Raw genomic sequence first — 17,074 nt, forward strand, 5'->3', positions numbered from 1 at the left:
GCCTTATTCGCCGCCGCCGTGGGGCGCGGTGTTTCATTACGGCTATCTTAGGTGGTATGCTTGAGGCAGAACACAGAGAGATTGCCCGCCATGCTACAAAAAGCACCACGCCGTACCCGCGAACGCATCCTGGAGTTGTCGCTGCGCCTGTTCAATGAGTTTGGTGAGCCGAATATCACGACGACCGTGATTGCGGAAGAGATGAATATTTCGCCGGGAAACCTGTATTACCACTTCCGTAACAAGGACGACATCGTCAACTCGATCTTCGTCCAGTTCGAGGCGGAAATCGAACGCATCCTGACCGTGCCCGACGGGCGCCGCTCGAATATCGAGGATGTCTGGCTGTACCTGCACCTGATGTTCGAACTGATCTGGCGCTACCGCTTTTTCTATCGCGACCTCAACGATTTGTTGTCGCGCAACCGCAAGCTGGAATTGCACTTCAAACTGATCCTGGCGCACAAGATCAAGGTGGCCACGCAGCTGTGCGAAGATTTGCGCAGCGAACAGTCGCTCGAGGCGTCGGACATGGAAGTGGCCGCCATGGCGACGAATATGGTGGTCGTCGCTACCTACTGGCTGTCGTACGAATACGTGCGCAATCCGCGCAAGTACAGCGAGCAGCAATCGATGTCCGATGCGCTGGCGCGCGGCTGCTACCAGGTGCTGTCCCTGATCGGGCCCTATTTGCGCAATGAAACGCATTTGCTGTTTCGCAAACTGTCGGAAGAGTATGTGACCAAACTCAAGAACGACTGATGCGGCTGTTGGCGCCACGTCGTCAATTACAGGAGAGATATATGGCTTGGAAACAATTTCCCTATCCGGACGCAGCATATGTCTACACCCCGCAAACCCTGGAAGCGGCCTGGTCGCGCCTGCATGCGGGCGACGTGGAACCGTTTCCCACGCATCCTGCGCTGGTGCAAGCCTGGCTGGCCTTCCATGCGGGCGACTTCGAGCGCGCCGTGAAGCTGGGCCTGGCCGTCGGCGTGCCCGGTTATGCGGTGGCGCACAAGGCCACTTGCATCTACGCCACGCACCTGGAAGGCAACGACAGCCAGAAACTCGACATGTACGAGGAAGTGGCCGAGCGCTGCGAGCGCCAGCAGAGCGAGCAGCCGGACAATCCGGCCGGCTACTACTGGCATGCCTACAGTCTGGGCCGCTACGCGCTCGGCACTTCCGTCGTCAAGGCGCTGGCGCAGGGCATGGGGGCGCGCGTGCGCAACAGCCTGGACCGCACGATGACGATCGCGCCCATGCATGCGGAAGCGCATATCGCGTTTGGGATTTATCATACGGAAATTATCGACAAGGTCGGCGTCATGATAGGGGGGCTGACCTATGGCGCCAACAAGGAAGACGGCTACCAGCACTTCAAGACGGCGCTGGCCCTGACGCCGTATTCGGCGCTCGCGCACAGCGAATATGCGCGCGCATTGAATATGCTCGATGGAAAGAAAAAGCTGGCGGAAGCGCTGGCCTTGTATGAAAAGGCGGCCGAGTGCGTGGCACTGGACGCCAAGGAACGCCTCGAAGTCGAGGCGGCGATCGATGAATTGAAAGGGTAGGGACGACTGTGATCAAGGCTTTATGTGTGTACTGTGGCGCCAACGCGGGCGTCTCGCCGGACTATGCCGTGGCGGCGCGCGAACTGGCGCGCGTGCTGGTGGCGGAAAATATTTCGCTCGTGTATGGCGGCGGAAAAGTGGGCCTGATGGGCGTGATCGCCGATGAAGTGCTGCGCCTGGGCGGCGAGGTAACGGGCGTGATTCCCACCCAGCTGGTGGAACGCGAAGTGGGCCACATGGGCTTGACGCGCCAGTTCATCGTGAAGGACATGCATGAGCGCAAGGCGATGATGGCCAGCCTGTCCGATGCCTTCATCGCCATGCCCGGCGGTTATGGCACCCTGGAAGAACTGTTCGAGATGCTCACGTGGGCCCAGCTGGGCTTGCATGCCAAGCCCATCGGCCTGCTCAATGTCGACCGTTTCTATGATGGCTTGATTGCTTTCGTGCAAAACGGCAAGGAGCAGGGTTTCATCCGTCCGCAGCACGCGGCGTTCCTCAATGCCGACGCCGATCCTGCAGCGCTGGTGCAGCGCCTGAAGGAGTGCGCGCCGTAATGCCGTTTTCGCCTGGCGGTGCGTATGCCGCCAGGCAACTATTTTCCCTGCCGCTTGCAAGGGCCATGCAGTACGCACTGCATGGCTTTTTTATTTCCGCATGGGAAAATTGATCGGGCCTGATGAGTTAATTAATAAAAATATGGCAAAAAAATTGCAGTGATAGCATGTTTTTTTGAAAATGAAGATGATTTTTAAGCATGGCTGTGGTCTACTGGCATGGTTCAAAGTTAGGAATATCGGACACCGACGAGCGTTGTACAGACTCCCAAAAAAAGGTGCCGGTCCATTTCAAGTTGCCACAACCACGCTACTTCATCATCTCGAAAGGATGCTATTTTGAAACCTATGACCCTCTTGCGAGCGACCGCTGTCGCCGCCATTCTGGCCAGCGCTGGCGGCGCCCACGCACAAACCACCATCATCGGCTTCGATCCGCTGGAACAACCCGGCTACTTCGGTTCCGTGTTCAAGTCCTACTCCGAAGGCGGCTACAACTTCGACAGCAGTTTCGGGCTGCTGAGCTCGGCACACCAGAATAGCCTCGCCTACGCCGGTTCGGCCGGTCTCGGTGCGACGCTCCTGTCGACGACGACCCTGAGCCGTGCCGATGGCGGCGCTTTCTCGCTGAGCTCGATCAGCCTGGCCGACTTCGTGAGCTTGCCCGGTTCCTTTGACGTGACCTTCGTCGGCCACCAGGTGGGCGGCGGCACGGTGAGCCAGACCTTCACCCTCGGCGGCGGCCACACCTTCGCCGACTACACGTTTACGGGTTTCAGCAATCTGTTGTCGGCAACGTGGAAGGAAGGCGCCTTGCATACCTTCCAGGTCGACAATATCGCCGCCAGCGTGAGCGCCGTGCCGGAACCGGCCACCTACGGCATGCTGCTGGGCGGTTTGGGCTTGCTGGGCTTCATGCTTCGCCGCAAGAACGCCGCCTGAGCCTGAGCATGGTGCCGGCCATGCCGGCGCGCCTGTAAAAAAGCCGCCCGTTTTACCGGGCGGCCATGCTGACTAGCCAGCGCACTCGAACAATGCCGCCCAGTGTATGCCGGGCGGCATTTTCACGTGGACTTCATGCGCAGACCGTCATGCGCAGCAGTTCATGACCACAGGCGCTGGCCTGACAGGTCGAGCTGGGTCAGGTACAGGCGCACGTCGAATTCGTACTGGTGGTACTGCGGTTCCATATATGTGCACAGCTTGTAGAAGGCCTTGTCGTGCTGCTTTTCCTTGACGTGCGCCAGTTCGTGCACGGCGATCATGCGCAGGAATTCCAGCGGCACTTCCTTGAACATGGTCGCCACGCGGATTTCATGTTTGGCCTTGAGCTTGCCGCCCTGCACGCGCGAGATCGAGGTATGCAAGCCCAGCGCATGCTGGATCACATGGATCTTGCTGTCGAACGCCACTTTGTTGATGGGCTCGGCATTGCGCAGGAATTCATTCTTCAAGTCCTGCACATATTGGTACAGCGATTTGTCGTTGCGCACATCGTGCGCGTTCGGGTAGCGTTTTAACAACACTTCGCCCAGCTTGTCTTGCGCGATCAGTTGCTGCACTTGCGCTTGCGTTTGTTCGGAATAGGCGCTCAGGTATTTCAGGGATGGCTGCATGCGGGGAAGGGCGGGACGTGGCGCGGAGGTGTCGGTAAGGCGAGAATGTACCATACCGCCGCGCCCCGCGCTGCGCCACCCCTTGCACGGAGCTGCCAGGGCCGCCCCGTGCCTTCGCGCGCCAAGCCGTGCGTTGCCGGGCTAAGCCGCTCGCTCGTCCCGGCAAGTCCCGCAGCCCGGTCAGCCCTTGTCGTCTTCGTCCTTGCCGCCCTGACGGCCCGTGCCGCCGCTGCGCCCCGCCGTGCTGCTGCGGTTTTCATTGGCGCGCTGAGCCGATTGCCGGCTTTCGCCGCCTTTCCTGCCGATTTCCGCCATGTGTTCGCGGTTGCGGCTGACGGCTTCACCGCCTTTCTGCCCGGCACGGCGTGCTTCTTCCGAGTCGAATTCATGCGCCGTGCCTTTTTGATGGGCTGCCTGGCCGCCCTTGCTGGCAATTTCGCGTTGCTGTTCCTCATTCATGGCGGCGAAACCGCGCTTGCTCGTGCCTTTGGCGCTGCCCGATTCGCTGGCTTTCTGGCTGCTGCCAGTGCCTTTGCCCTGTTCATTACCTTGATTGCTAGCCATGTCGCTCTCCTTGCTGTCGAGTGGGGGTCAAGTGGTCTGTGCAGGCGCTCAATGCGCCTGATCGGATTGCCTGCTGTTATCGTGGCTGCGGCCCGCGCCGTCGCGGTGGCCTATGGCGTGCATTTTTTCGATCATTTCACGCTGGCGCTGCGTGGCTTTTTCCGTTTCTTCCGCTGTCTTGCGCACCACTTCGTCAGCGAAGGCCACGGCCGTGCGGCTCGTTTCGGGCAGGTGGTTCTCTGCCGTGCGGTTCATCTCGACATTGGCGTTGGCGACGAGATTGCCGAGCTGCTGCTGGTATTGGTGCAGCTTGTTACTGCTTGGCTGCAACTGGCCAGCGGCCAGCGACATGAACTCGCCCGTGTCGCGCGCGCCCAGCAGTTGCTGGCTGGCGTTGCTCCACTCGTGCAGCAAGTCCTGCGCCAGCCGCAGATGCAGCTCGCTCAATTGCTGCGCCGTATCGAACATCTTGCGCGATAGTTCCGTGGCGAAATTGCACTGGGCCTCGAGATGGGACTTCAGGGCCGGGCTGAGACTGGGGAAAATACTGTTTGTGAACATGTTCTACCTCAATGAAAAGCTGATCCAGAAAACATCCGGTGCACCGGATGCGGCGTATGGTGAAACAAGCAAAGAGATAGACGCCGGATGGCGTGCCAGGTTCCACGCCAGTTACCGGTTTGGCGCGAGAATGGGAGCTGGCAGGCGCAAAAACGCGATGCCTTTGTGTTAGATCAAATGAACGCCAGTTAGCTCGCTGCTGCTGGCAGCCATGCTGTTTGTGTGGAAAATGCCGGCTTACCGGCCCGGCCGTGCGACAATAGCCGGCTCGCGGCAGCGCAGCCGATGGCCGGCGCGCGTGGCTGAGCCGAGCATCGCCTTACTTTTTTACCTATTTCCGCGACCATGACGCATCCCGAATACATCCTGACCCTGTCCTGCCTGGACCAGCGCGGCATCGTGCACCGCGTGTCCGGCTTCCTGGCCGATCACGGCTGCAACATCCTCGATTCCGCCCAGTTCGGCGACCAGGAATCCCAGCTGTTCTTCATGCGCGTGCATTTCGCGCTGGAAGACGGCGCCGTCAGCGACGCCCAGTTGCGCAGCGACTTCGCCGACTTGTCGCAAGTCATGCAGCGCAATGGCCCCTTCCATGGCCAGTTGCACGATGCGCGCGTCAAGCCGCGCGTGATGCTGATGGTGTCGAAGATCGGCCATTGCCTCAACGATTTGCTGTTCCGCTACAAGAGCGGCTTGCTGAACGTGGAAATTCCCGCCATCGTGTCGAATCACATGGAGTTCTACCAGCTGGCGGCCAGCTACAATATTCCCTTCCACCACTTGCCATTGGCGGCCGGTGCGCCGGAAGCGGCCAAGCTGGCGCAGGAAGCGAAGATCCTCGACCTGATGGACACGCACAAGATCGACCTGGTGGTACTGGCGCGCTACATGCAGATCCTGTCGCCCGGCCTGTGCCAGGCGCTCGACGGCCGCGCCATCAATATCCACCACTCCTTCCTGCCCAGCTTCAAGGGCGCCAAGCCGTATGCGCAGGCGCACCACCGCGGCGTCAAGCTGATCGGCGCGACGGCCCACTTCGTCACGGGCGACCTGGACGAAGGCCCGATCATCGAGCAGGACGTCGAGCGCGTCGACCATGCGATGGATGCGGAAACGCTGACGGCCATCGGCCGCGACGTCGAGTGCGTGGTGCTGGCGCGCGCCGTGAAATGGTTCGTCGAGCATCGCATCCTGAAAAATGGCGACAAGACCGTGGTTTTCCGCTGATACCGGCTTCACTATTTACTTTACCGAGACAGAAACACGATGGCCCTCAAAGCAACAATTTTCAAAGCCGATCTGCAGATCGCCGACATGGACCGCAATTACTACCAGGATCATGCGCTGACCCTGGCGCGCCACCCGTCCGAAACGGACGAGCGCATGATGGTGCGCCTGCTGGCGTTCGCCATCCATGCGGACGAGGCGCTGACCTTCACCAAGGGCCTGTTCGATACGGAAGAGCCCGACCTGTGGCAGAAGGATTTGACGGGCGCCATCCAGCTGTGGATCGAAGTGGGCCAGCCGGATGAAAAGCGCATCCTGAAGGCCTGCGGCCGTTCGGAACAGGTCATCGTCTACAGCTATGGCGCAACCAGCCACATCTGGTGGAAGCAGATCGCGAATAAACTGGAACGGGCGAAGAACTTGACCGTGATCAACTTGCCGTCCGAGGCGGCGCAAGACATGAGCAAGCTGGCGCAGCGCACCATGCAGCTGCAATGCACGATCCAGGATGGCCAGATCTGGCTGACCGACAGCGTCAACACGGTCCTGATCGACCGCGAACCGGTGAAGCCGGCACGCTGATGTTGGCTGTCTGAAACGCAAAAAGCCCGGATCGCTCCGGGCTTTTTGCATTGCGCCGCCGCTTTACGGGGCCGCGTCTTCGTCGTTGCTGACGATGACCAGCAACTGCGCCTGCTGCGCGCCAATGCTGCGCGTGCGGTGCGGAATCAGGGCGTTGAAATACACGGAGTCGCCCGTGTGCAACTGCACGGTTTCCTGGGGAAACTCGATTTCAATCGTGCCCTGGTGCACGAACAGGAATTCCTCGCCCGCATGTTCCTTGAAGGCGGAGGCGGCGAAATCGGCCGCCGGATACACCATGAAGGGCAGCATTTTCTTCGGTGCCACGCCGGCGGCGATGCTGGCGAAATGCGGCAGCGGCGGCATCGCGCCCGCGCTGGCCGGATCGCCGGCGCGGGTGATGGTGACGGCCGCCTGCCGGTGGCTGTCGCTGAACAGCTGCTCCACGTCCACCTGCATCGCGTGCGACAGTTTCAGCGCCACGGCGATTGAGGGCACGCTCAGGCCCCGCTCCACCTTGGACAAGTAACTCTTCGTCAAGCCGCTTTTTTCCGCCAGCTGTTCCAGGGTCCAGCCCTTGTGTTTTCTCAGCAGTTTCAGACGCATAGCCATGGTTGCATCGGTCGATTTAAAAAAACTATTGTACCTCATGACACAAAGTGTCCTAAAATACACTCAGTTTCCTTGGATTGGGTTGCGCGGCTGTTGCCGTGCATGCCGGGAAGCGTAGTCAGCATGAGTGAAGGATCAACGATGCAACACAATACTCAGTATGAAGCAGCGGCACCGGGCGCCAGCCTGGCCTTGTCGAAAGACGAACTGGTGGCCATCGCCGAGCGGCGCCTGGCCAGCGTCACGCAGGACAGTGCCTGGTCGGCGCGGCAAACCCTGGCGCTGTCCTGCCGCATCCTGTTCGATGGCGGACATGATTCCGGCCTGGCAGGGCAGATCAGCTGCCGTGGCGGCCAGGACGCCACGTTCTACACGCAACAGCTGGGCCTGGGCTTCGATGAAATCACGGCCAGCAATCTGCTCGAGGTCGACCATGACCTGCGTGTGGTGCACGGCGAGGGTATTCCCAACCCGGCCAACCGTTTCCACAGCTGGATCTACCGCCAGCGCCCGGACGTGGCCTGCATCATCCACACGCATCCAACGCACGTGGCGGCGCTGTCGATGCTGGAGCAGCCGCTGCAGGTGTCGCACATGGATACCTGCCCCCTGTTCGACGATTGCGCCTTCCTGCCCTCGTGGCCGGGTGTGCCGGTAGGAAATGAAGAAGGCGAGATCATCGCCGGCGCCCTGGGCGACAAGCGCGCCATCCTGCTGGCCCATCACGGCCAGCTGGTGGTGGGCCGCACGGTGGAAGAGGCGTGCATGCTGGCCTTGCTGATGGAACGGGCAGCCCGTTTGCAATTGCTGGCCATGGCGGCCGGCACCATCCTGCCCTTGCCCCCGGCCTTGGCGCGCGAGGCGCACGACTGGATTTCCACGGCCCGGCGCGACACGGTGACCTTCGCCTATTACGCGCGGCGCGCCCTGCGCCAGCACGCCGACTGCCTGGCCTGAACCACACACACACTGATTAAAAGGAAGCAACATCATGCAGACACCATTTCACGGCATCATTGCCTACCCTGTCACCCCCTTCACGGCCGATGGCGGCGACGTCGACCTGCCGCGCCTGCAACAACTGATCGAGCGCCTGATCGCCGACGGCGTGCACAGCATCGCCCCGCTGGGCAGCACGGGCGAGAGCGCCTACCTGCAGGACGCGGAGTGGGAAGCCGTCGCCGCCACCTCGCTGGCCGCCGTCGCCAGGCGCGTGCCCACGGTGGTGGGCATTTCCGACCTGACCACGGCGGGCGCCATGCGCCGCGCCCGCTTTGCGGCAAAGCAGGGCGCCGACGCGGTGATGGTCTTGCCCGTGTCGTACTGGAAATTGAGCGAGGAAGAAATTGTGCGCCACGTGGCGCGCATCGGCGACGCCGTGGGCATTCCGATCATGCTGTACAACAATCCGGCCACCAGCGGCATCGATATGTCGCCCGAGCTGATCGTGCGCATCTGGCGCGAGGTGCCGAATGTGACGATGGTCAAGGAAAGCACGGGCGACATCCAGCGCATGCACCGGCTGGCGCAGCTGAGCGGGGGAGCGTTGCCGTTCTACAACGGCAGCAATACCCTGGCCTTCGCCGCGCTGGCGGCCGGCGCCCGCGGCTGGTGCACGGCCGCGCCCAACCTGCATGCGGGATTGCCGCTGGCCCTGTATGCGGCCGTGCAGGCGGGCGACCTGGCGCGGGCGCGTGAACTGTTCTTCCAGCAATTGCCATTGCTGCAATGCCTGATGAAAGGGGGCTTGCCGCCAACCGTCAAGGCGGGGCTGGCGCTGCGGGGCTTTGATGTGGGTACGCCCCGCGCGCCGCTGCAGCCGCTGGACGAGGCGGCCACGCGCGCGCTTGCCGCCGTGCTGGCCAGCCTCACGGCCTAATTCGGCGCGGCACCCAGGCGCTTGATGCTGCTCGAACGCTGCATGCTGCGGCTGATGCGCGGGTCGCCGTAGTAGCTCACTTCGCCCGAACCGCCGATGCTGATGGTCAAGTCATCCTTGGCCCATACCTGCGCCTCGCCCGAGCCGCCGATGCTCACCTGCACGTCGCGCGCGGCCAGCTTGCCCGCCTGGATATTGCCCGAGCCGCCGATGGAGGCCGTCAGCTGCTCGGTCTTGCCGCTGGCCTTGAAGTTGCCGCTGCCGCCGATGGCCACGGACACCTGGCGGCTGTCGAGCTCGCGCGCGTTGATGGAGCCGGAACCGCCCACGTCGAAGCGCAGATTCTCGGCCCGCAAGCCCGTTGCCGTGATGTTGCCCGAGCCGCCCACGCTGACGCGCTCCACCTGGCGCGCCTGGATGACGATGGTCAGGCTGCTCTGGCGGAAATTCGCGTTGCGCTTGGCGGGGCGGATGCGCAGGGTGCCGTTTTCCACGGCTGTCTCGATCAGCGGCAGGATATTGTCGTCGGCTTCGATGGTGACGCTGTCCGTGTTGCCGATACGCAGCTCGACCGTGCCCGGCACGTTCAGCGCCACGCCATGGAAACTGCCCACTTCGCGCGTCTGTTTTTGCAGCTTGCCGCTGCCCTGGATGCTGTTGCCGGAAATCCAGTCCAGCGGCGAGGCCAGCGCCGGCGCGGCCGGCATGGCCAGTGCGCAGGCGGCCAGCAGCAGGGCGGTCGCGGCGCTGACGCGGCGGCGGTGGAAAAGTGTCGGTGTCATTCTTGCTCCCTGTTTTGAATTGGACTGCAGCCATGGTATGCGAGCCTGCTGCGCCTGCGTAGCGCGTTGCGACAGACTGCGCCGGCAGCGGCATGGAATGCAGGAGGATGCGACAGGATGGCATGAGGTATCATGCCGGTATTGGACATACGACGAGGGGCACGCGCCGCTCACACTACTGGAATTACATGCTGATCATCACCATCAAACAGGGCAAGGAAAAGAGCTTGCTGGGCCAATCGTGGATTTACGCGTCCGCGATTGAAAAAGTCGAAGGCAAGCCGCAGGAAAAAATGAAGCCCGGCTCGACGGCCATCGTGCAGAGTTCTTCGAAACAATTTATCGCCCGCGCCGCCTACAATTCGAAGTCGCAGATCCGCGCGCGCATCTGGAGCTTCAAGGAAGACGAACCGGTCGACCACGCGCTGATCAAGCGCAGGGTCAAGGCCGCCATCGAGAAAAAACTGCCAGCCATCAAGAAGGCCGGCGAAAACCAGCTACTGACCCTGATCAAGGGTGAAGACGAGGGCTTGCCGGGCCTGGTGGTGCAACTGTTTGGCGGCGTGCAGGGCTATCTGATCTGCGAATTCAACGCCGGCGGCGTCGACGCGTGGAAAGTGGCCATCGTGCAATCGCTGATGGCGTCCACCGGCTGCGTGAACGTGTATGAGCGCTGCGACGACCTGATGCGCAAGGGCGAAGGCTTGCCCCTGATCGACGGCGCCCTGGCCGGCGAAGAACCGCCCGATGAAGTCATGCTGACGGACAACGGCGTGCGCTATGCGCTGGACCTCAAAACGGGGCACAAGAGCAAGTTCCGCTGAGAACGGCTGTTTGACATGAAAAGAACCGGCGTGTGAACTGACCCCACATAGTTGGACGGTTTAGTTTGCTGGGTTGCCCAGGGCTGAGTTCTGTATTGCACGGGACTCAGCCCTTTTAGCTTGAGCTTGATGCGGTCGTGATTATAGTAGTGGATGTACTTTTTGATGCCGCGTTGTAGTTCATCGACGCTGCCGAACTTGTTCAGATAGAAGAACTCTGTCTTGAGCACAGCGAAGAAGCTTTCCATGGCCGCGTTGTCAAGACAGTTCCCTTTACGCGACATGCTCTGCACCACTTTTTTTTCTTGCAAGGCACGCTGATAAGCCGGCATTCGGTATTGCCAGCCTTGATCCGAATGCACGATGGGCCTCTCATCGTGCTTGAGCTTTTTCAAAGCCTTCCTGAGCATGCTGCCAACCAATGCGAACTCTGGATGCCTTGAGGTCTCAAATGCAATGATTTCGCCGTTGTACAAATCCATGACCGGCGAGAGTTACAGTTTCTCGCCGCGCACCTTGAACTCCGTCACATCGGTCACCCATTTTTGATTGGCGCCATTGGCCTCGAAGCATCGCTTCAGGATATGCGGCGCTGCTTGTCCGACCTCTCCTTTGTACGACCGATACTTTTTGGGCCGCACCAGCGACTTGAGGCCGAGTTTGCGCATCAGGCTTTGAACGGTCTTGTGGTTGACCTTCTCGCCCAATTGTCTGATGGCCAAAGTGATGCGCCGGTAGCCATACCGCCCCTTGTGGCGAGCATAGATGGCAGCGATCTGCTTCTTCAGTCCTGCATATTTGTCACATGCCTGGGCCGCTTTCTGCTGATAATAGAAGGTACTGCGTGGCATGCCAGCGAGCTCAAGCAATGCGCGCAACGGGAAATACTGCCTTAGCTCAGTAACTACTTGCGTTTTTTGCGCATTGTCGTACTCTGCCGCTTCTGCGCTTGAGCTAAGGCTTCTAACTTTTTTAGGTAAGCTACCTCCATGCGCAATTGGTTGACCTCAGCGACCAATTCGTCGTGGGTGCGTTCCGCGGGATCCGGAAGGGATTCGGACGGCTCTGTAGGTGGTAGTAAGGGCATTTGCTTGGGCTTTCCACGTGTGCGTGGCATCAGGGCTTCTAGACCACCGCTATGATAGCAGCGCTCCCAATGACGGATGATGCCGCGATTGCGGATATTGAATACGGCGGCGACCTGCCAGCAAGACAAATCAGCGGACCACATATGCTGCAACACAGAGAGCTTGAACGCTGCACTGTAATGGCTGAACTTTTTTACCAGACCGTCAATGCCATGCGCTGCATGCAATTTAATCCACAATCTCACAGTTGAATGATGAAGATTGTGCTTGTCGGCAATCTGTTTATACCCCGCAGAACCGGACAAATATTGCTCGATAATGCTGAGCTTAAATTGCTCACTGTACTTCGACATGAAAAACCCCAAAAGTTGGTGTCCAACTTTTGGGGTTCAGTTCAGTGAGCCGGTTTTTTATTGGATTACGCAATAAAAACACTGGGAGGGACGTCGAATCGTTGTGCCAGGGCCTTGATTTGCCGCACATTCAGATCCCGCTTGCCGTTGAGCACTTCAGAGACGACGCCTTGGGTGCCGACTTCCGGTACGTCGGACTGTGTCAGTGCATGTTGTTCCATTAACTGGCGCAGCGTGGCCGCAGGCGAAACAGGGGCAGCCGGGAAATGCTCCTGATCGTAATCGGCTATCAACCGGCCGATACTGTCAACCAACCCCGCCAACGGGTGTTTTTCATCGGCCGCCCCCGCGTCCAATAGCTGATGCAATACGCTGACAGCTTGTTCATAAGCGGGCGCATCAGGAATCGCCTGCAGAGGGACCAGTTTGGACAAGGCCTGATAGTGGACAGTGATTTCTGTAATCATCTCACGATGCATCAAGGTTTCCATGCGTCGTACTCCTGTGCGTCAACACTTCCCGGATGAACAGCAATTGGCGATTGAAGTGAATGGCCGCAATGATCCGGTACTTGTTACCGCCAATATTAAAAACATAGTAATCACCGACGCGATCCGTGGCGTTAAATATCGACTTCAGCACGGCGAAATTGGCAAAAGGCCGCGATTCGATGATCTTGCGCCATGCCTGCATGGGCTCGCCCGCCAGGGGATGTTTCCTGGCGAAATCGATCAAAGCCTTGTTGGCGACGATGCGCATATGCCGAAGCGATGCCGTGACGAAGCGATATCATGAGCGCAGATTATCTCAATTTGAGATAATCGTCAAACGGCATTATTCCAGCGGCACGCTGCGGTATTTGTTTACCTCCAGCGCCGACACCGCCGGCGCATCATTGCCCCACGACGCGCGCAGATACGTGACCACGGCCGCCACTTCCGTATCATCCATGACGGGACCGAACGGCGGCATGCCGTAGGGACGCGGGTTGCCTTTTGTCCCGGGCGCGAAGCCGCCGTTGAGCACGAGGCGGATGGCGTTCACGGCCGACTGCGTCGTCAGCGCGCGGTTGCCGGCCAGCGGCGGGTAGCCGGGCGGCACGCCCTTGCCGTCGGTCTGGTGGCAGCTCGCGCACTGCGCCTCATACAGTTTTGCGCCCAGCGCCAGTTGCTGCCGGGCTTGCTCCGACGTGTCGCGCGGCGCCCGTTGCGCGGGCTGTGCCGGGCCGGGCAGGCTTTTCAGGTAGACGGCCATGGCCTGCACGTCGGCGCCGCTCATGTGCTGCAAGCTTTGCCGCACGACTTCCGCCATGGGGCCGAAGACGGTGGCGCGCGGCGAGACGCCCGTTTGCAGCAATTCCACGATATGCGCCGTGTCCCAGTCGCCCAGGCCCGCTTCCGCGTCCGACGTCAGCGACGGCGCATACCAGCCCAGCACGGGGATCAGGCCGCCCGACAGGCCGTCGTCGCTGCCGCCCAGGGTCGTGCGGCTGCTATGGCAGGCGCTGCAGTGGCCCAGGCCTTGCACCAGGTAGGCGCCCCGGTTCCATTCCATGCTTTTGTTTGTGAGCGGCTGGTACACGCCCGGTTTGAAATACAGGGCGCGCCAGGCGGCCAGCGCGATCTGCTGGTTGTAGGGGAAGCGCAGCGCGTGCGGCGCGTTCGCCTGCTTGTGCGGCGGCACGCTTTGGAAATACGCATACAGGGCGTCGCTGTCTTCGCGCTGCACCTTGGTGTAGCTGGTGTAGGGAAAGGCCGGATACAGCAGCCGGCCGTCTTTCGACTTGCCGTTGTGGATGGCGCGCCAGAAATCGTCGGCCGTCCAGCTGCCGATGCCCGTTTCCTTGTCGGCCGTGATGTTGGGCGAGAGCACCTTGCCGAACGGCGTCTGCAGGGCGCGCCCCCCCGCGTAGGGCACGCCGCCGCGCGTCGTGTGGCAGGCCATGCAATCGCCCGCCTTGGCCAGGTAGGCGCCGCGCGCGACCAGCTGTTCCTGGCTCAGGGTGCTGGCAACGGCGGGCGGGCCCATGTCGTCGTCTGGGTACAGTACGAATCTGGCGCCGGCCGCAACGATGGCAACGCCGGCAATCGCGATCATCCATTTTTTCATGGCGCCACCTGCGCGCCGGAGCCCGGCACGCCGCCGCAATGCAGGGGCAAGGGCAGGGCGATGCTGCTGGCGGGGCGCGCGTCGGCGCTGGCCACTTGCGTGCCCAGCCAGGCCGAGACGGCGCCCACGTCCGCGTCCGACAGGCGCTGCGCCACTTGCGCCATGCAGTCGGGGGCGTGGGCGCGGCGGATGCCGTTCTTCCACGCGCCCAGCTGGGCGTTGATATAGTCGCGCGGCAAGCCCAGCAAGCCGGGGATGGCGGGCGCCACGCCGGCCAGCTTCTCGCCGTGGCAGGCGATGCAGGCGGGAATCTTTTTACTGGTATCGCCGTGCAGCACCAGCTGCTTGCCGCGCTCCAGGGCCATCGTGCCGGCGCCGCTGGGCTGGGCCGGCGGCGGGGCGGGGTGCTGCGCCGCAAAATAGTCGGCAATTTCGCGCAGGTAATCGTCCGGCAAGTGCTCGACCATGTAGTTCATCATCGGATACTGGCGCCGTCCCTCGCGAAAGTTCAGCAGCTGGTTGTACAGGTAGCCTGAAGGCTTGCCGGCGATGCGGGGAAAGAAGGCGTCGTGGCGTTCCTTCGGCGCATGGCAGGCCGTGCACGCCTTGATGCGCTGTTCCAGGCTGTCGTGGCCGGCTGGCAGCGCGGCGGGCGCGGCCAGCCCCATGCCGGGCCAGGCGATAGCCAGGGCCAGCACCAGCACGCGGGGAGAATGCAGTAGCATGGGGAGTTGCATGGGGAAATAACCTGTCTCGTCGGTCGATGTGCCGTGCCGGTGTTGCTGCCCGGATGTTGTTACCCTAGCATATACCGGGTGCTGTCACTGTGACAGGATCAGTTGTGCAATAAAACTACGGATCAGTTTGAGGAGCAGGGTTGAAACGATATGAGGAATTGGCGGAAGAAGTCGCCGCCATGATAGCCACGCAGTTGTTGCTGCCTGGCGATAAATTACCGTCCGTACGCCAGCAGCATGCGCGCAGGGGCGTCAGCCCGTCGACGGTGTTCCAGGCGTATTATTTGCTCGAAGCGCGCGGCATGATCGTCTCGCGTCCCCGCTCCGGCTATTACGTGGCGCCGCAGCGCGCCGCGCTGGCGCCCGAGCCGGACAGTTCCCACCCGCTCGACGCCAGCACCACAGTCGATGTCAGCGACCTCGTGTTCGAGGTGCTGGGCGCCGTCGGCGCGCGCGATATCGTGCCGTTCGGTTCGGCCTTTCCCAGCCCGCAGCTGTTCCCCATGGAAAGGCTGGCGCGGGCCGTGTCGGCCAGCATGCGCCGCCTCGACCCGTGGAGCACCGTCACGGATTTGTCCTTGGGCAATGCCGAGCTGCGCCGCCAGATCGCCCTGCGCTATCAGCTTGACGGCGTGCCCGTTTCCAGCGACGACATCGTCATCACGAATGGCGCGCTGGAAGCGCTGAACCTGTGCCTGCAAGCCGTCACGCGGCCCGGCGACACGGTGCTGATCGAGTCGCCCAGCTTCTATGCCTGCCTGCAGGCGCTGCAGCGGCTGGAACTGAAGGCGGTGGAAATTGCCACCAGCCCCCGTGACGGCGTCGACCTGGCGGCGCTGGAAGAGTTGCTGCAACGCCACCGGCCCAAGGCGTGCTGGCTGATGACGAGTTTCCAGAACCCCCTGGGCAGCCTGATGCCGCCGGAAAAGAAGCGCGCGCTGGTCGAACTGCTGGCGCGCCATGGCGTGCCGCTGATCGAGGATGACGTGTATGGCGAGCTGTATTTCGGCAAGCAGCGTCCCGGCCTGACGAAAAGCCACGACAGCGCGGGCCTCGTCATGCATTGCAGCTCGTTTTCCAAGACCCTGGCGCCCGGTTTCCGGCTGGGCTGGGCCGTGGCGGGCCGCTATGCGCGACAGGTCGAGCGCTTGAAACTGACGACGAGCCTGTCGGCGCCCATCCCCCTGCAGATGGCGCTGGCCGACTACCTGGCGCAGGGCGGCTACGACCGCCATTTGCGCCAGCTGCGCTTGACCCTGGCGGCGCAGCAAAACACCATGCTGCAAGCGATCGCCGTGCATTTTCCGCCCGGCACGCGGGTAACGCGGCCGCAGGGCGGCTATTTCGTCTGGGTTGAAATGCCGGCGGGCATCGATGCGCTGGCTTTGCACCGCAGCGCGCTGGCGGCCGGCATCAGCATCGCGCCCGGCCCTATCTTTTCCGCCACGCGCGCGTTTCGCCACTGCATCCGCCTCAATTATGGCCACCCGTGGAGTCCGCAGCTGGAAGAGGCCATCGCCACCCTGGGGCGGCTGGCGCAGAGGGCGGCAAGCGGCACATGAAAAAAAGTCCTTGCGCCAGCAAGTGTTTCATTCCAAAAGGAAATATTGCTGTTATATTGAAGTATCTATAACGAATGATGGGAATGATAATGGATAACACGCAGCCGGAACTGGGTCGTACGCAAGATACGACGCTGGCCATTCTGTCCCACGTTGGCGGCCTGTTCACCAGCTGGGTGGCGCCGCTGATCATTTACTTGATCAAGAAAGACGATGCGGATAAATTCTCGGCCGAGAACGCCCGCGAGGCGCTCAATTTCCAGATCACCCTGATCATCTGGTATTTCGCCTGCTTCATCCTGTCGTTCGTGCTGATCGGCCTGTTCCTGTTCTGGATCGTGGCGCTGGCCAACCTGGTGTGCTCGATCGTCGCGGCAGTCAAGGCCAGCAATGGCGTCACTTACCGCTATCCCCTGACCTTGCGTCTGGTCAAATAAGGCTGGG

The 17,074-nt window shown here is 61.4% G+C and carries 20 protein-coding genes and 1 pseudogene; 11 read left to right on the plus strand and 10 right to left on the minus strand.

Features of this window, described 5'->3' with window-relative positions:
• Window positions 1-90 precede the first annotated feature (90 nt).
• The 4 genes from AC3RCG_RS10005 (at window position 91) to AC3RCG_RS10020 (ending at window position 3,076) form a co-directional block, all read left to right on the plus strand.
• Complete coding sequence (locus tag AC3RCG_RS10005; protein ID WP_034758777.1) at window positions 91-762, plus strand: TetR/AcrR family transcriptional regulator; 672 nt, start codon at window positions 91-93, stop codon at window positions 760-762.
• A 41-nt stretch (window positions 763-803) separates the two neighbouring features.
• Window positions 804-1,577 carry a tetratricopeptide repeat protein gene (locus AC3RCG_RS10010; protein ID WP_070224976.1) on the plus strand — a complete coding sequence of 258 codons (774 nt, stop codon included), beginning with the start codon at window positions 804-806 and terminating at the stop codon, window positions 1,575-1,577.
• An 11-nt stretch (window positions 1,578-1,588) separates the two neighbouring features.
• Window positions 1,589-2,134, plus strand: coding sequence for an LOG family protein (locus AC3RCG_RS10015; RefSeq protein WP_046682536.1), 546 nt, complete (start codon window positions 1,589-1,591; stop codon window positions 2,132-2,134).
• A gap of 348 nt (window positions 2,135-2,482) precedes the next feature.
• A complete protein-coding gene (locus AC3RCG_RS10020) occupies window positions 2,483-3,076 on the plus strand; it encodes a PEP-CTERM sorting domain-containing protein (protein ID WP_070224977.1) in 594 nt (197 codons plus the stop codon).
• A gap of 161 nt (window positions 3,077-3,237) precedes the next feature.
• Here AC3RCG_RS10020 and AC3RCG_RS10025 read toward each other — a convergent pair whose 3' ends face one another.
• The 3 genes from AC3RCG_RS10025 to AC3RCG_RS10035 all read right to left on the minus strand — a co-directional run bounded on the left by AC3RCG_RS10025 (window position 3,238) and on the right by AC3RCG_RS10035 (window position 4,875).
• Window positions 3,238-3,750 carry a YgjP-like metallopeptidase domain-containing protein gene (locus tag AC3RCG_RS10025; protein WP_070304061.1) on the minus strand — a complete coding sequence of 171 codons (513 nt, stop codon included), beginning with the start codon at window positions 3,748-3,750 and terminating at the stop codon, window positions 3,238-3,240.
• Window positions 3,751-3,930: 180 nt separating this feature from the next.
• The gene (locus AC3RCG_RS10030) at window positions 3,931-4,314 is read right to left on the minus strand and encodes a KGG domain-containing protein (RefSeq protein WP_070224979.1); all 384 of its coding nucleotides are present in this window, start codon (window positions 4,312-4,314) and stop codon (window positions 3,931-3,933) included.
• A gap of 48 nt (window positions 4,315-4,362) precedes the next feature.
• Window positions 4,363-4,875, minus strand: a complete 513-nt coding sequence (locus AC3RCG_RS10035; RefSeq protein WP_070224980.1) for a phasin family protein — start codon at window positions 4,873-4,875, stop codon at window positions 4,363-4,365.
• Between the two features lie 345 nt (window positions 4,876-5,220).
• Here AC3RCG_RS10035 and purU point away from each other — a divergent pair, with 345 nt between their 5' ends.
• Window positions 5,221-6,102 (plus strand): formyltetrahydrofolate deformylase, encoded by an 882-nt coding sequence (purU, locus tag AC3RCG_RS10040; RefSeq protein ID WP_070224981.1) that lies wholly within the window; start codon window positions 5,221-5,223, stop codon window positions 6,100-6,102.
• Window positions 6,103-6,141: 39 nt separating this feature from the next.
• The gene (locus AC3RCG_RS10045; protein ID WP_070291303.1) at window positions 6,142-6,684 is read left to right on the plus strand and encodes a YaeQ family protein; all 543 of its coding nucleotides are present in this window, start codon (window positions 6,142-6,144) and stop codon (window positions 6,682-6,684) included.
• Between the two features lie 63 nt (window positions 6,685-6,747).
• On the opposite strand, the gene AC3RCG_RS10050 is transcribed toward AC3RCG_RS10045, so the two are convergent.
• Window positions 6,748-7,296 carry a helix-turn-helix domain-containing protein gene (locus AC3RCG_RS10050; protein ID WP_492404446.1) on the minus strand — a complete coding sequence of 183 codons (549 nt, stop codon included), beginning with the start codon at window positions 7,294-7,296 and terminating at the stop codon, window positions 6,748-6,750.
• Between the two features lie 141 nt (window positions 7,297-7,437).
• Between AC3RCG_RS10050 and AC3RCG_RS10055 the strand changes: the two genes are divergently transcribed.
• Window positions 7,438-8,253: an aldolase gene (locus AC3RCG_RS10055; RefSeq protein ID WP_070291302.1), complete on the plus strand. Its 816-nt coding sequence runs from the start codon at window positions 7,438-7,440 to the stop codon at window positions 8,251-8,253.
• 34 nt (window positions 8,254-8,287) lie between these two features.
• Window positions 8,288-9,175 (plus strand): dihydrodipicolinate synthase family protein, encoded by an 888-nt coding sequence (locus tag AC3RCG_RS10060; RefSeq protein WP_121668940.1) that lies wholly within the window; start codon window positions 8,288-8,290, stop codon window positions 9,173-9,175.
• On the opposite strand, the gene AC3RCG_RS10065 is transcribed toward AC3RCG_RS10060, so the two are convergent.
• Entirely contained in the window at window positions 9,172-9,957 is a 786-nt protein-coding gene (locus AC3RCG_RS10065) for a head GIN domain-containing protein (RefSeq protein ID WP_121668941.1), read from the minus strand. The two genes, AC3RCG_RS10060 and AC3RCG_RS10065, sit on opposite strands and share 4 nt — an antisense overlap.
• 188 nt (window positions 9,958-10,145) lie before the next feature.
• Here AC3RCG_RS10065 and AC3RCG_RS10070 point away from each other — a divergent pair, with 188 nt between their 5' ends.
• Window positions 10,146-10,781, plus strand: a complete 636-nt coding sequence (locus AC3RCG_RS10070) for a class I SAM-dependent rRNA methyltransferase (protein ID WP_070224987.1) — start codon at window positions 10,146-10,148, stop codon at window positions 10,779-10,781.
• An 80-nt stretch (window positions 10,782-10,861) separates the two neighbouring features.
• On the opposite strand, the pseudogene AC3RCG_RS10075 reads toward AC3RCG_RS10070, so the two are convergent.
• The 5 genes and pseudogenes from AC3RCG_RS10075 to AC3RCG_RS10095 all read right to left on the minus strand — a co-directional run.
• A pseudogene (locus AC3RCG_RS10075) lies at window positions 10,862-12,222 on the minus strand (IS3 family transposase); the annotation flags it as partial.
• A gap of 65 nt (window positions 12,223-12,287) precedes the next feature.
• Window positions 12,288-12,713, minus strand: a complete 426-nt coding sequence (locus tag AC3RCG_RS10080; RefSeq protein ID WP_083287837.1) for a helix-turn-helix domain-containing protein — start codon at window positions 12,711-12,713, stop codon at window positions 12,288-12,290.
• Window positions 12,691-12,981: a type II toxin-antitoxin system HigB family toxin gene (locus tag AC3RCG_RS10085; RefSeq protein ID WP_070224988.1), complete on the minus strand. Its 291-nt coding sequence runs from the start codon at window positions 12,979-12,981 to the stop codon at window positions 12,691-12,693. Before AC3RCG_RS10085 ends, AC3RCG_RS10080 begins: the two co-directional genes overlap by 23 nt.
• 75 nt (window positions 12,982-13,056) lie before the next feature.
• Window positions 13,057-14,331: a c-type cytochrome gene (locus tag AC3RCG_RS10090; RefSeq protein ID WP_492405575.1), complete on the minus strand. Its 1,275-nt coding sequence runs from the start codon at window positions 14,329-14,331 to the stop codon at window positions 13,057-13,059.
• A complete protein-coding gene (locus AC3RCG_RS10095) occupies window positions 14,328-15,056 on the minus strand; it encodes a c-type cytochrome (RefSeq protein WP_492405577.1) in 729 nt (242 codons plus the stop codon). Before AC3RCG_RS10095 ends, AC3RCG_RS10090 begins: the two co-directional genes overlap by 4 nt.
• A 152-nt stretch (window positions 15,057-15,208) precedes the next feature.
• Here AC3RCG_RS10095 and AC3RCG_RS10100 point away from each other — a divergent pair, with 152 nt between their 5' ends.
• Both AC3RCG_RS10100 and AC3RCG_RS10105 read left to right on the plus strand, forming a co-directional pair.
• Window positions 15,209-16,630, plus strand: a complete 1,422-nt coding sequence (locus tag AC3RCG_RS10100) for an aminotransferase-like domain-containing protein (protein WP_121668944.1) — start codon at window positions 15,209-15,211, stop codon at window positions 16,628-16,630.
• Between the two features lie 89 nt (window positions 16,631-16,719).
• Window positions 16,720-17,067 (plus strand): DUF4870 domain-containing protein, encoded by a 348-nt coding sequence (locus tag AC3RCG_RS10105; protein ID WP_070291296.1) that lies wholly within the window; start codon window positions 16,720-16,722, stop codon window positions 17,065-17,067.
• Window positions 17,068-17,074: the final 7 nt, after the last annotated feature.

This window comes from Janthinobacterium sp. GW823-FHT01H08, assembly GCF_058797855.1.